The sequence below is a fragment of the Micromonospora sp. NPDC000121 genome, from assembly GCF_042899165.1.
GTDB lineage: Bacteria > Actinomycetota > Actinomycetes > Mycobacteriales > Micromonosporaceae > Micromonospora.
The window spans coordinates 234,239-247,266 of sequence record NZ_JBIAZP010000010.1 but is presented as its reverse complement, the minus strand read 5'-3'; the positions used below and the strand labels follow the sequence as shown (position 1 = coordinate 247,266).

The following is a 13,028-nucleotide window of genomic DNA, read 5'->3' as shown; positions in this document are numbered from 1 at the left end:
CCGGCAATGGTATGCATCCATGGACCTGCGGTGGGACGGGCAAACATGAGCTTCGGGCTGGTGTCGTTCGGCGAGGCGCTCGGCGATCCGGTACCGGTCGCGGACGTGGTGGGGCAGTACACCGACGACGTGAACCGGGTCCTCGGGTACGGCTACCGCCAGGTGCACCGCAGCGCCCCGGAGGTCGGCCTGACCGACCTCGCCGAGCGGGCCGCCCGCCAGGCCCTCGACGCCGCCACGCTCGACGCCGCCGAGGTGGACCTGCTGGTGCTGGCCGTCACCGACCTCACCGAGTACCTCTACTGGGACGCCGCCGCCGACCTGGCGCACCGGCTCGGCGCGGTCAACGCCGAAGCGGTGCTGCTCACCCAGGCCTGCACGACGGGTGTGCTCAGCTTCGACACTGTCGCGGGGAAGTTCGCCACCCACCCGCGGTACGTCAGCGCCCTGGTGGTGGCCGCGAACCGGACCTGTGAGGCGTACTGGAACCGGATGGACACGCAGCCGATGGTCTTCTCCGACGGCGCGGTCGCCACGGTGGCTCGGCGCGGGCATCCTCGGCTGCGCTGGCTCGCCACGGAGGCCGCCACCGACGGCCGCTACGCCGCGTTCCACCGGCTCGACGTGGGCGGCGCGGCGGCACCCTTCGGCCCTGGTGCCGAGCCGCCCGCCGTACGCGACGTGTGGAACGTGATGGAGTTCTTCGACTACGACGCCGAGCAGTTCGAGCAGTTCGCCCGGGACCTCGACGAGCGGGCCGTGCGGGTCACCGAGCGGGCCTGCGAGCGGGCGGACGTCAAGGTCGCCGACCTGGCGCGCCTGATCCTCGTCAGCGACAACGAGCGGGCCATGGCGTCCCTGGCGCGGGCGCACGGGGTGCCGCTGGCGCGTACCAACCGGGAACTGGCGGCCGAGCACGGGCATCTCGGTGCGGCGGACCAGCTCTTCGGGCTGAGCCGCCTGCGCGCCGCCGGTGAACTCCGCGAGGGCGACCGGGTCGCGCTGATTTCGCTGGGCCGGGGCATGCACTGGGCCTGTACCATCGTCGAGGCATAAGCATCGATCGCCCGATCGGTTCTGACAGCGCGCCGCCGCTGCCGCCTGACACCCGTTCTGGAAAGGGACACCGGATGTCCAGTCGCCTGGTGCGGCTCGTCGCCGACGTGCTGGCGTTGCCGGTCGATCAGGTCGACGCGCAGACCGGTCCCGCGACCACAGCGGCCTGGGTGAGCCTGCGCCACCTCCAGATCGTCGCGGCGGTCGAGGACACGTACGGGATCGCCATCACGCCACGGGAGATCCGGGCCGTCCGGTCGGTGGCGGACCTGCGCGAGCTGCTCGCGCAGCGGGGCGTCGACGAATGACGTCCGCCGCGCCGTCTCCGCTGAGCGACGCCGACCTCGGCACCGGGCTGTTCATCCGCCGATTCGAGGAGGAACTGCTCCGCCTGTACGCGGACGGCCACATCAGCGGCACCACGCACACCTGCCTCGGCCAGGAATACATCCCGGTCGCGCTGGCCCCGCTGCTGACCGGGGACTTCGTGTTCAGCAACCACCGGGGGCACGGGCACTACCTGGCCCACTGCGCTGACCCGGACGGCCTGCTGGCGGAACTGCTCGGCCGGGAGGGCGGGGTGTGCCACGGGCGTGGTGGCAGCCAGCACCTACGCCGGGAACGCTTCCTGTCCACCGGCGTGCAGGGGGAGAGTCTGCCCGCCGCGGTCGGCGTGGGGCTGCACCTCAACCGCACCGGGCAGGACGGGATCGTGGTGACCTACATCGGTGACGGCACCTGGGGCGAGGGCGCGGTCTACGAGGCGCTCAACATGGCGCAGCTGTGGCGGGTGCCGCTGCTGGTCGTGGTCGAGCACAACCGGATCGCCCAGTCCACCCCGACCACCGAGCAGCTGGCCGGGACCATCGGCGGCCGGGCCGCCGGGTTCGGGATCACCTTCAGCGAGTCGGATTCGCTGGACCTCAACGAGGTGCGTGCCGCCGCCGCGCCGCACATCGAGCGGGTCCGCGCCACCCGGCAGCCGCATGTGCTGGTGCAGCACACGGTCCGGCTCGGCCCGCACAGCAAGGGCGACGACTCCCGCCCGGCCGACGAGATTCGCCGGCTGCGCCACCTCGACTGGCTGGAGCGGTACGCGGCCGCGTACCCGCCCCAGTTCTCGGCCGCCGACGCGCAGGCCCGGCAGCGGGTCGCGGAGATCTCGGCCGCGGCGCTGGCCCGACCCCTGGTGAGCGGAGGCGTGGCGTGACGCGCGCCGAACGAGTGAGCCAGAACCTCAACCGCGCCCTGCACGAGCTGTTCGCCGCCGACGAGCGGGCCTGGCTGCTGGGCGAGGATGTCGCCGATCCTTACGGCGGCGCCTTCAAGGTCACCCAGGGTCTGTCGACGGCCTACCCGGACCGGGTGCTGTCGACACCGCTGAGCGAGAACGGCATCACCGGCGTCGCGGGTGGGCTGGCGCTCTGCGGTGACACGGTCATCGTCGAGATCATGTTCGGCGACTTCGTCGGCCTCGCCTTCGACCAGATCATCAACTTCCTCACCAAATCCGTCGCCATGTATGGCGAGCACATCCCGATGCGGGTCGTGATCCGCTGCCCCGTCGGCGGTGGGCGGGGCTACGGCCCGACGCACAGCCAGAGCGTGCAGAAGCACTTCATCGGCATCCCGCACCTCGCGCTCTTCGAGCTGTCGCCACTGCACGACGCGGCCGACGTGCTCGCCGCCGCGCTGCGCCGCGGCGAACCGTCCATGCTGTTCGAGGACAAGATCCTTTACACCCAGCCGAGGTACGTGGGCAACCGCGTCGACGACCGCCTCGCCTTCGAGTTGCTGGGCGCGGACGGCAACTGGGCCCGCGTCTACGACCCGGCCGCCGCTGCCGCGCCGACGCTGGTCATCGCGCCCGGCGGGGTCGCCAACCGGGCGATCGCCGCCGCCAGGAAGGCCTGGGAGCAGGGGCGCAATGTCGAGGTGCTGGTCCCGGCCCGGCTCTACCCCTTCGATGTCGACGGTGTGCTCGGCCTGCTCGACGGTGCGGACGGCGTGATCGTCGCCGAGGAGAGCACGGCTGGCGGCACGTGGGGGAGCGAGGTCGCCACTCGGCTCTACGCCGCCGCGTGGCCGCTGCTGCGTCGGCCGATCGAGCTTGTCAGCTCGGCCGCCAGCGTCATTCCGTCGGCGCCGCATCTGGAACGGGCGGTCCTGCTCAGCGCGGACACGATCCTGGAACGGATCACGCACGGCTCCACCGGTGAGTCTGCCGCGTCGGGAGCGGCGAGTCGCGATCGGGCTGCGCCGGCGCGGGCGGCGGAGCAGGGCGTCGCGGTGAGCGTACCCAAGCTCAACAACAACGACGACAGCTATGTGCTGCTGGAATGGCTGGTCCCGGCCGGTGCCACCGTCGAGATCGGACAGGCGATCGCGGCGGTCGAGACCTCCAAGGCGATCGAGGAGCTGGCGGCGACGCACGCGGGCGTCCTGCGTCAGGATGTTGCCGCCGGGGCCGACTGCGTCCCGGGCTCGACCATCGGCCACATCCTGCCCGCGGGCGCCCTCCCTGCCGCGGCGCCTCCGGTCGCTGAGCCGTCCGTGGCGACGCAACCGGCGCTGACGGGGCGGCCGCTGCCGCCGTCGCAACGCCGCATCGCCGACGTGGTGGCGACCTCGCACCGGGAGATCCCGGTCGCCTTCACCGCCGTGCGGGTCGACGTGACCGCCGCCCTCGCGTTCGCGCGCCGGGCCGCCGACGAGACCGGCGCCGATGTCAGCCTGACCGAGGTCGTCATCGCTGCCGTGGCCACGTTGCACGAGCAGTTCCCTGCCCTCTACGCCCAGCTCACCGGGGACGGCCGGGTCATCGACGCGGCACAGCCGTCGGTCGGGCTCACCGTGGACGTCGGCGCCGGGCTGTTTCTGCCGGTGATCCGCGACGCGGCGAAGCTGGACCTGGGCGACCTCGCCGACACCGTGGTCGAGCTGCGGATGAAGGCGCTGCGCAACCGGCTGCGCGAGGACGACATGGCCGGGATGAACTTCCTGGTCGCGCTCAACAGCACCCCCGGCGTGATCTACGCCCAGCCGATCATCCCGCCCGGCGTCACCTGTGCACTGTCGGTGCCTGACGTGCACCGCGAGGTCGTGCTGGGTGTCGGAGGTGAGGTGCGCGAGCGGATGGTGGCGGACCTCGGGCTGGCCTACGACCACCGGCTGGTCAACGGGGCGCAGGCCGGGGCGTACCTGGCCGCGCTCAGCGCCGCCCTGCAACGGTAACGGCGGAGCCCACACGAGCGTCATCGCCGCGTACGCCGGTTCGGCAGGCAGTTGAGCAGCAGCTTGGTACTGGCCCAGCTCGTGCGGGCCGATGTGAGTCGGCTCGGCGCCGTGCCGGGTCGCGAGCTCGTTCCCCCGCGTGCTGCGCGTGACGGTTGATGGCCAGCCGCCTGCATCCGCGGTTCGGCGGCAGGGTTGACGTGGCCAGGCCTGGCATGGATTCTTGTTACTGGTATAGACCGGTCTGGCTCTGACCCACCTGAGCGGCGGAGATCGGGCCTCAGCCTTCGCGGCGCTCCCGCTCGGTGGGCGCCACGCCGGGATGTATGCCGAGACCAAGCGCCAGCCGAATTGCAGGAGTGGAGGTGTGATGTTTCTGTCGCGTTCGTTTCGTGGCTTTCGCCGCGTCGGAATATTCGCCGGATTGGTCGGGCTCGCCGTTGGGCTGGTGAACCCTCCGCCTGCTCGGGGCGAGCCCCAGGCTCCTGATCGGGCGGAGGTGGCCCGTATTCTTCCGGTGCCGCAGCATGTGGCGCCGCGTCCCGGGTCCGTCGTCGTGCCCGGCGATGTCGATGTCGTCGCGGGCGCGGCCGTGGATTCGGCGGCCGAGGAATCGCTCGTGGATCTGCTCGGGGCGCACGGTGTCAGAGCCAGGGTCGTCCGTACCGCGGACATGTCGACGTCGCGCCCGTTGATCCTTCTGGGTGGACCGGGCGAGACGTCGGCGAGCACCGCGGTGCTGGGTGCCCTCGGGGTCGAGGGGCCGGCGGGGTTGCCCGGTGAGGGGTACGTCCTGGCGGCCGGGCACGATCGTCTCGGGCGACCGCGGATCGTCCTCGCGGGCGTGGACGGCGCCGGCACCTTCTACGCCGTTCAATCACTGCGTCAGCTGCTCGTGTCGGACGGCTCCCGGGTATCGGTTGACGGCGTAGCGGTGCGCGACTGGCCGGGTTACCGGATTCGCGGCGGCATGGAGTCGTTCTACGGGCCGGTGTGGTCGCAGGAGGACCGGCGCTCGCAGATCGAGTTCCTGGCTCGGCACAAGATGAACCAGTTCTTCTACGGGCCTGCGGACGATCTGCGTACCGGATCGAACTGGGACTCCCTGTACGACGAGGCGGAACTGGGCCGGCTGAAGGAGATCGTGGACCTGGCGCGGTCGCGTCACGTCGATTTCGTGTACCGGGTCTCGCCGGAGGCGCCCTTGGCGCCCGGTCAGGGGATCTGCCATGTGCGCGAGTCCGATCGGGCCCAGCTGCTGGCCCGCTTCACCCAGTTGTGGGAGATCGGGGTCCGCAGTTACGTCATCGCCTGGGACGACGTGTCCGGTAACTTCGCGTGCCAGGAGGACCGGGACGCCTACCAGGGCGATTCGTCGCCGCTCGCCGCGGCCCAGGCCGGGGTCACCAACCTGGTCCAACGCGAGTTCATCGAGAAGCACCCCGGCGCCACCCGTCTGGTGACCGTGCCGACCGAGTACTGGGGCATGACCCGTACGCCGTACAAGAACCGGTTCGACGAGTTGGTGAGCGCCGACGTCGACCTTTACTGGACCGGGCCGGAAGTGGTCTCGCCGAGCATCACCAGGGACGACCTCCGGGCCGCGCAGGCCGCCTGGCCGCGGCACCGGATCATGCTCTGGGACAACTACCCGGTCAACGACTACAGCCCCAACCGGCTGCTGTTGGGCCCACTGGTGAACCGCGACGCCAGCATGGCGGACGACGTCATCGGCATCTCGTTCAACGAACTCGTCCAGCACCAGGAGGCCTCGCTTATCTCCCTCGGCACGCAGGCCGACTACGCCTGGAACCCCGGGGCCTACGACCCGGAGCGCTCATGGACGCGCACGCTGCAGATCGTCGGCGGCGACGCGTACCAGGAGCTGCGGCTGTTCGCGGAGAACAACCGGGCCAGCGTCCTCGACAACACCGCACGGCCGCAGTTCGCCGCCCTCATCAACCGGCTCATCGCCGACTACTCGGCGGGCCGGCCGGTGGGTGACGAGCTCGAGCAGCTCGACAGTGAGATGCGCCGACTGGCGGAACTGCCCGCCGCGCTCCGGGCGCGGCTCGACAACCCCGCGCTGCTCAAGCAGATCGGGCCCTGGCTGGACCGCGTCGGAATGACCGGCCAGGCGGGCCGGGCGGCCGTGGCGATCCTCCGGGCCCAGGACCGGGGGGACGGCGAAGCCGCCTGGCTGGCACGACGGGACCAGGCGCGTGCCCGCGGCATCCTCGACAGGACGTGGCACCAGATCAGTCCCGGCCCGGTCGACGAGCTGCTCAGCTTCGCGGCAGCTCAGAGCGACGGCTACATCGGTGACCGATGGTACGGCGACCTCGGGGCTCCCACGGGCCTGCCGGCTGCCACCCAGGGCTCGGCGCTGGGCAACCTGACCGACCGGCGCGACGACACGGCCTACGTCGCCGCCGGCAAGCCGCGGGACGGCGACGCGATCGATGTTCCGATCACCAAGCCGCACCGCCTGTCCGCGGTGACCGTGGTGCAGGACGCGACCGCGCCCGCCGACGGCATGATCCAGGCGCTGGTCGACGGCGCCTGGGTGGATCTCGGACCGCTCGCTGACGGGTTCACCAAGGTGTCGGCCGCGGACCTCGCGGCCAGTGCGGTACGGATCCGGTGGACACCGGGCAGCGCGGCCCCGCGCATCTACGAGATAGTCCCGCACTACTCCGACGTGTTCAGCGGCACCGTCTCGGTCGATCCGCCGGGATCGCTGATCGCGCCCGGGAAGACGAAGCGGTTCCAGGTCACCTTCGAGGTGTTCGCGGATCACCAGATCAGTGGCCAGGTGAGCGTCACCGGCCCGGCCGGCTGGACCGCCGACCCGGCGACGCAGGTGTTCCGTGCCCAGCCGGGTGGCCGGACCATCGTCGCGAGCGTGCCGGTGGAGGTGACCGTCCCGGCCGATGCCGAGACGGGACGCCACCAGGTGACGGTTTCCTTCGCCGAGGACGGCGCGTCACCGGTGAACGTGTCGCTCCCGATCCTGGTCGGGGAGCAGAGCTACCCGAACCTCGTGACCGGGGCGAACCCGGCCGGCTACTGGCGGCTCGGTGACGTGACCGGTTCCAGCACCGCCGTGGACAGCTCCGCCAGCGGGCAGAACGGCACGTACCTGGCCGGTGGCCACCCGGGCGCCGACGGTGCGATCACCGGTGACCGGGCGGCGGACCTCTCCGCCGGGTACGTCGAGGCGCCGCGAAGCCCGCGAACCGACCTCCAGGGCGCTTTCACCCTCGAGGCGTGGGTGAAGCTCGACACGCTCGCCCCGGCGCCGGGGCAGGCGATCATCGAAAGCTACACCGGGCCGGCGGTCAACGGGTACGCGCTGCGGGTGACGGACGGCGTCCTGCAGGCGTGGTCGCTGGGCGCCGCCGGGAAGGGGTACGGCCTGGTGACCGGCCGTACCCGGCTGACACCCAACACGTGGCACCACGTCGCCGCCGTCTTCGACGGGTCACGACTGACCGTGTACCTCGACGGGGTGGCGGACAACAGCGTCGCGACGTCGGTATCGCCAGGCAGCGGTACGGCGAGCGTCAAGCTCGGTGGCCGCGGAGACGACGCGAACCAGCGGCTCCAGGGCGACCTCGACGAGGCGGCGATCTACGACCGGGCCCTGACCGCGGCCGAACTCGAGGCGCACCACCTCACCGGTCTCGGCTGACCGGCCTCCGCCGATGTGCGTCAGCCCTCCGGTGACGGGGGGCTGACGTGCATCTGGATGGCGTAACGATCCCCGCGGTAGAGCGACCGACCGAACTCCACGACCTTTCCCATGTTGTCCACCGAGATGCGCTCGATCAGGAACGCCGGGCTGTCCTCCGCGACTTCGAGCCGCTTCGCCTCGGCGTCGGTCAGCCGGGCGATGGTGACCGTTTGCCGCGCCGATTCCAGCCGCACCCCGAAGACGCGGCCCAGCACCTCGTACAGCGAGTCGTCGCGCCCCATCACCGCCAGCAGGTTGGGGAACCGCGTCGCGGCGAGGTTGGTCCGCTCCAGCGCCATCGGGATGCCGTCCGCGGTACGGATCCGCTCGATGTAGTGGGTCGGCTCGCCCGGGGCGATGTCGAGGCTGGCGGCGACGGCGCGGGTGGCCGGGCGGGTACGGGCGCGGTACGACTTGGCGCCCGGTGTCATGCCGCGCATCCGCATGTCCTCGCTGAAGGAGCGGAAGATCTCCGAGTGGGTCAGCGTGGGGTGCTGCACGAAGGTCCCGCGCCCGGGCACCCGCCGGACCATTCTCTTCGACTCCAGCGCGTCGATGGAGCCCCGGACGGTCATCCGGGCGACGCCGAACCGTTCGGCGAGGACCCGCTCCGAGGGAAGCAGCGCGCCGTCCCGCGAGCTCAGGACCATGGCGGTGAGCACGTCTCTGATGTGCTCACCCTTGCCGCGGTTGTGCTCCGCCAGCAACGATTCAAGTGCCCCGTCGCTCGGCTCGTGTCGCCTCCTTGGCACCGGACCCGATCCCCTTTCCCCGCAGTTGGAGCCATCCTACGGGCAGATTCCGCCCGGCCGTCGACATCGATGCGACCCGTTGACCTCCGGTCTATACCAGTATTACGCTCGGCGCGTCCGCAGGTCTGGAGGGCGGCCAAACGATCGGAGACGAGATGCCCAGAAAATTTGGTGTGATAGGGGTGGCGGCCACACTCGCCGTCACCCTTGCCGCCTGCGCGCCGGGCGACAGCGGGGACGGTGGCGGCGACGCCGTCAACCTGAAGGTCTGGGGCTGGCGGCAGGAGGACGTCGCGGCGTACAAGAAGATCTTCCAGATCTACGAGAAGGCCCACCCGGGCGTGACCGTGGAGTACGTCCCCTACAAGAACACCGAGTACGACACGATCCTCAAGACCGGCCTCACCGATGCCAACGGCCCCGACGTCGCGCAGCTGCGCTCCTACGGACTGCTCCAGCCGCTGGTCGGCTCCGGCAGCCTGGTGCCCCTCGACGACCAGGTCGACAAGCTGAGCGGATTCCCGAAGCCGATCCTCGACGGCGCGAAGGGCGAGAAGGACGGGCGCGTCTACGGCGTTCCGTTCGCGATCCAGACGCTGCACGTCATCTACAACAAGAAGATCTTCGCCGACAACGGCATCGCCGCCCCCACCACCTGGGCGGACATGATCGCGGGCTTCGACAAGCTCAGCAAGGCCGGCGTCACCCCGCTGGCGAACACCGTCACCGACAAGTGGATGCTGCCGATCGAGCAGGAGATCTTCGGAGCCACCACGTACGGCGGCCCCGACTACCTGACCAAGATGCTCAACGGCTCGGCGAAGTTCACCGACGCGCCCTGGGTGAAGTCGCTCGAAACCTGGAAGGGCACCCAGAAGTACTGGCCGGCGCAGGCGTCCGGGGTGAACTACAGCGACGCGCAGGCCCTCTTCACCTCCGGCCGGGCCGCCATGTTCCCCGGTGGCGTGTGGGAGCTCGCCGGGTTCAAGAAGGCCAACCCACAGCTCGACATGGGCATCTTCAACGTGCCGCCGGCACCCGGCGCGGCGGTCGACAAGACGCTGGTGCCCGGCTACGTCGACGGGTCGTTCGGCGTCTCGACGAAGTCCCGCCACCGGGACGCGGCGCTGGACCTCGTGCGGTGGATGGCGACGGAGGATTTCGGCAAGGCGCTGTCCAACGAGCTTCAGCAGATCTCCCCGGTACCGGGCGTCGAGCCGCAGGACGAACTCCTGGCGCAGGCACTCAAGGGGTACCAGGCGAACCCCAGCCCGTACGTCACCTACGCGTACTTCTCCGGCGGCACACCCACCGCCTGGGACCTCGCCTCCGAGGCGTTCTCCGACTACGTCCTGGGTCGAAGCAACGCCGCGGACGTGGCCGCACACATCCAACGAGGGGTCGATCAGTGGTTCCGGCCCAAGAACTGACGGTCCGTCCTGCCCGGCGGTCACGCCGCCGGGCAGGACGGGTCTCGGCAGGGTGGATCACGTCGTTCTGCCTGCCGGCGATCGCGCTCTACGGGCTGTTCCTGGTGGTGCCGCTCGTCACCGCCTTCTACTACGGGCTGTTCCGCTGGGACGGCACCCGCCAGGGGGAGTTCGTCGGGATCGGCAACTATCGGGAGATCCTCACCCGCTACCCGCTGAGCGACGAGATCCCCGCCGCGCTCGGACACAACATGCTCTTCTTCGTCGGCACCATGGCGATCCAGAACACCATCGGGCTCGGCTTGGCGGTGCTCCTGCACCGCAACCCCTGGGGCAAGCGGCTGTTCCAGACGCTCTTCTCGCTCCCGTACCTGATCAGCCCGCTGATCGTCGGGTACATCTGGTCGCTGTTGCTGAGCCCCACCTTCGGCCCGATCAACTTCGCGCTCAGCGCGGTCGGCCTGGACGCCTGGGCGCGCCCGTGGCTCGGCGAGCCGGACCTCGCGCTGCCCGTACTGATCCTGGTCAACGCCTGGCAGTGGATCGGCGGACCGATGCTCATCTTCGGCGCCGCTCTGGCCGGCATTCCCCAGGAGCTGGAGGAGGCAGCCGCGATGGACGGCGCGTCACCGACCCGGACCTTCTGGAGCATCCGGTTCCCACTTCTGATGCCGGCCGTCGGAGTGATCACCGTGCTGACGTTCATCGGCTGCTTCAACATCTTCGACCTCGTCTACGCGCTGGGCGGTTCCGACGGCGGGCCCGGCGGCGCCATGGACGTGCTGGGGCTGCTCTACTACCGGACCGCCTTCCAAGGCGGCAGCAACGCGATCGGAGAGTCGTCGGCGTTGGCCATGCTGATCTTCGTGCTCATCTTCGGCGTCTCCCTGGCCCTGGAGCGGGCGCTGCGCCGTCGGGAGGTCCACTGATGAGCACCACCCTCCGCACCGCCCCCCGCCCGGCACGGAAGGTCAGAGCCGAGACCGTACGTCGGCGCGGCACCCGCCAGCGGTCGCTGCTGCACGGCGCGGGCAGCCAACTCCTGCTGTGGACGTATGCCGCGATCGCCTTCGGCCCGCTGCTGCTGGTGCTGATCGGCTCGCTCCGGCCCAACGCGGAGATCCTCCGCGCGCCGGTCGGCCTGCCCAGCTCGTTCGACCTGAGCAACTACACCCGCGCGTGGCAGACCGCGTCGATCTCGACGTACTTCATCAACTCCCTGACCGTCACCTGCGCCTCGGTTGCGCTGTGCGTCAGCGTGTCGGCGATGGCCGCGTACGCCCTGGCCAGGTGGAAGTTCCGGGGCCGCGCCCTGCTGGCGGCGTTCTTCCTGTCCGGGTTGATGATTCCTGCGAAACTCGGCCTGCTGCCGGTGTTCTACATGTTCCAGTCGATGGGTCTGATCGACAGCCGGATCGGGCTGGTGCTGCTCTACGCGGCGAGCGGAATCCCGTTCTCGGTCTTCGTGATCATGGGCTTCATGCGGGGACTGCCCGGTGAACTGGAGGAGGCCGCGCGGATCGACGGGGCGAACGAGGGCCGGCTGTTCGTGTCGGTCGCCCTGCCCCTGATGCGGCCGGCGCTCGCGGTGGCCACCGTCTTCCAGTTCGCGCCGACCTGGAACGACTTCTTCTACCCGTTGGTACTGCTGCGCAGCGGCGACAAGTACACCATTCCGGTCGGGCTGACCCGGTTCTTCGGCGAGTTCGCCGCCGACCGCGGCACCCTGTTCGCCGGACTCGTGATCGCCCTGGTACCGCTGGCCGTGGTGTTCGCGCTCGCCACCAAGCAGATTGTCGCAGGGCTGACCGCAGGGATGTCACGATGACCACGACGATCACCATCGATGGCGGCAAATCGGAACTTCGGCTGCTGCTGCGTACCCCGGCGGGCCGCCGGCTCGGCGTCGGCCCGGGCTTCTCCTACCAGCCTCACGAGGACGGCGTCGAACGGATCCTGGCCGCCGTTCGTGGCGCCGCGGCGACGATCTCCCTACCGGCACAGGTGGCCGGCGTGGTAGCCGGCCTGACCGGCGTACCGGGGGAGCACGCTGAACGCCGACGTCTCGCACTCGCCCTCGAACGGCAGTTCGGCGGCCGGGCTGTGGTCGTGGAGGACAGCATCCTCGCGCACGCCGGCGCTCTCGGCGGTCCCGGCGTACTGCTGTGTGTCGGGACCGGGACGACCGTGCTCGCGGTGGACGCCGACGGCGACCACGCCCGGCTCGACGGATGGGGCCCCCACCTCGGCGACCGGGGCAGCGCGTACGCCATCGGACTGGCCGGAATGCGCGCCGCGACCGCGTCGCACGACCAGGTCGGGCCGGCAACCGTACTGGCCGACCGTCTCGTCACCGCGCTCGGCGGCATCGACCTGGCGTCGCTGCAGCGCTACTACCGGGACCCCGCCATGGTCGCCCGTACCGCGGCCTTCGCCCGCGACGTGCTCGACGCGGCCGTGCAGGCCGACCCGGTGGCGGGCCGGATCTGTGCCCGGGCCGCGGCCGATCTCGCCGACGCGGCGCAGGTGGCAGCCGTCCGGCTCGGTCTCAGCGGGGCGGCCCGGCGGGTGTCCTTCAGCGGACGGCTCCTGGCCCCGGGGAACGCGCTCCACCAGGCGCTGGCGGCGGAACTCCAGGCCAGGGTGTTGTCCCTGGTCACGCCCAGAGCGGAGCCGCTCGATGGCGGTCCGGCGCTGCTGAGCGGTGCCGACCCCTACGCACGCCTGCTGGCGAGCCACGGAAGCGGTGGCGACGCATGAGGGTCGGACACGGGGTGGCGCGGCTCGAGGTCGTGCCCGGAGAACCCATGGGTGGCTACG

Annotated in this window: 11 protein-coding genes; 9 read left to right on the top strand and 2 right to left on the bottom strand. The window is 70.7% G+C overall.

Annotation, left to right across the window (positions count from 1 at the left end):
- The first annotated feature begins 30 nt into the window (after positions 1-30).
- The 4 genes from ACFY23_RS25545 (at position 31) to ACFY23_RS25530 (ending at position 4,290) form a co-directional block, all read left to right on the top strand.
- A complete protein-coding gene (locus ACFY23_RS25545; RefSeq protein WP_350676579.1) occupies positions 31-1,056 on the top strand; it encodes a 3-oxoacyl-[acyl-carrier-protein] synthase III C-terminal domain-containing protein in 1,026 nt (341 codons plus the stop codon).
- 74 nt (positions 1,057-1,130) lie between these two features.
- The gene (locus ACFY23_RS25540) at positions 1,131-1,364 is read left to right on the top strand and encodes an acyl carrier protein (RefSeq protein WP_350676581.1); all 234 of its coding nucleotides are present in this window, start codon (positions 1,131-1,133) and stop codon (positions 1,362-1,364) included.
- Positions 1,361-2,266 carry a thiamine pyrophosphate-dependent dehydrogenase E1 component subunit alpha gene (locus tag ACFY23_RS25535; protein WP_350676583.1) on the top strand — a complete coding sequence of 302 codons (906 nt, stop codon included), beginning with the start codon at positions 1,361-1,363 and terminating at the stop codon, positions 2,264-2,266. The genes ACFY23_RS25540 and ACFY23_RS25535 overlap by 4 nt, the downstream gene beginning before the upstream one ends.
- A complete protein-coding gene (locus ACFY23_RS25530; protein ID WP_350676586.1) occupies positions 2,263-4,290 on the top strand; it encodes a 2-oxo acid dehydrogenase subunit E2 in 2,028 nt (675 codons plus the stop codon). Before ACFY23_RS25535 ends, ACFY23_RS25530 begins: the two co-directional genes overlap by 4 nt.
- 280 nt (positions 4,291-4,570) lie before the next feature.
- Here ACFY23_RS25530 and ACFY23_RS25525 read toward each other — a convergent pair whose 3' ends face one another.
- Positions 4,571-4,930, bottom strand: a complete 360-nt coding sequence (locus tag ACFY23_RS25525) for a hypothetical protein (RefSeq protein WP_350676726.1) — start codon at positions 4,928-4,930, stop codon at positions 4,571-4,573.
- On the opposite strand from ACFY23_RS25525, the gene ACFY23_RS25520 reads away from it, so the two are divergent.
- The gene (locus ACFY23_RS25520) at positions 4,820-7,984 is read left to right on the top strand and encodes a beta-N-acetylglucosaminidase domain-containing protein (RefSeq protein ID WP_350819289.1); all 3,165 of its coding nucleotides are present in this window, start codon (positions 4,820-4,822) and stop codon (positions 7,982-7,984) included. The two genes, ACFY23_RS25525 and ACFY23_RS25520, sit on opposite strands and share 111 nt — an antisense overlap.
- A 20-nt stretch (positions 7,985-8,004) precedes the next feature.
- Here ACFY23_RS25520 and ACFY23_RS25515 read toward each other — a convergent pair whose 3' ends face one another.
- The gene (locus ACFY23_RS25515; protein ID WP_350676590.1) at positions 8,005-8,778 is read right to left on the bottom strand and encodes a GntR family transcriptional regulator; all 774 of its coding nucleotides are present in this window, start codon (positions 8,776-8,778) and stop codon (positions 8,005-8,007) included.
- A 182-nt stretch (positions 8,779-8,960) separates the two neighbouring features.
- Here ACFY23_RS25515 and ACFY23_RS25510 point away from each other — a divergent pair, with 182 nt between their 5' ends.
- Genes ACFY23_RS25510 through ACFY23_RS25495 form a run of 4 tightly spaced genes read left to right on the top strand, consistent with a single transcriptional unit; the run spans position 8,961 to position 12,968 of the window.
- Positions 8,961-10,208, top strand: a complete 1,248-nt coding sequence (locus ACFY23_RS25510; RefSeq protein WP_350676593.1) for an extracellular solute-binding protein — start codon at positions 8,961-8,963, stop codon at positions 10,206-10,208.
- On the top strand, positions 10,187-11,137 hold the full coding sequence (locus ACFY23_RS25505) for a sugar ABC transporter permease (protein ID WP_350676595.1): 951 nt from the start codon (positions 10,187-10,189) through the stop codon (positions 11,135-11,137). Before ACFY23_RS25510 ends, ACFY23_RS25505 begins: the two co-directional genes overlap by 22 nt.
- Positions 11,137-12,036, top strand: a complete 900-nt coding sequence (locus ACFY23_RS25500; RefSeq protein WP_350676597.1) for a carbohydrate ABC transporter permease — start codon at positions 11,137-11,139, stop codon at positions 12,034-12,036. The genes ACFY23_RS25505 and ACFY23_RS25500 overlap by 1 nt, the downstream gene beginning before the upstream one ends.
- Positions 12,033-12,968: a BadF/BadG/BcrA/BcrD ATPase family protein gene (locus tag ACFY23_RS25495; protein ID WP_350676599.1), complete on the top strand. Its 936-nt coding sequence runs from the start codon at positions 12,033-12,035 to the stop codon at positions 12,966-12,968. The genes ACFY23_RS25500 and ACFY23_RS25495 overlap by 4 nt, the downstream gene beginning before the upstream one ends.
- Positions 12,969-13,028: the final 60 nt, after the last annotated feature.

What these genes read in the sequence shown, in the direction of transcription:
- ACFY23_RS25540 (WP_350676581.1), top strand. Translation starts at nt 1,131, where the DNA reads ATGTCCAGTCGCCTGGTGCGGCTCGTCGCCGACGTGCTGGCGTTGCCG.
- ACFY23_RS25500 (WP_350676597.1), top strand. Translation starts at nt 11,137, where the DNA reads ATGAGCACCACCCTCCGCACCGCCCCCCGCCCGGCACGGAAGGTCAGA.
- ACFY23_RS25535 (WP_350676583.1), top strand. Translation starts at nt 1,361, where the DNA reads ATGACGTCCGCCGCGCCGTCTCCGCTGAGCGACGCCGACCTCGGCACC.
- ACFY23_RS25495 (WP_350676599.1), top strand. Translation starts at nt 12,033, where the DNA reads ATGACCACGACGATCACCATCGATGGCGGCAAATCGGAACTTCGGCTG.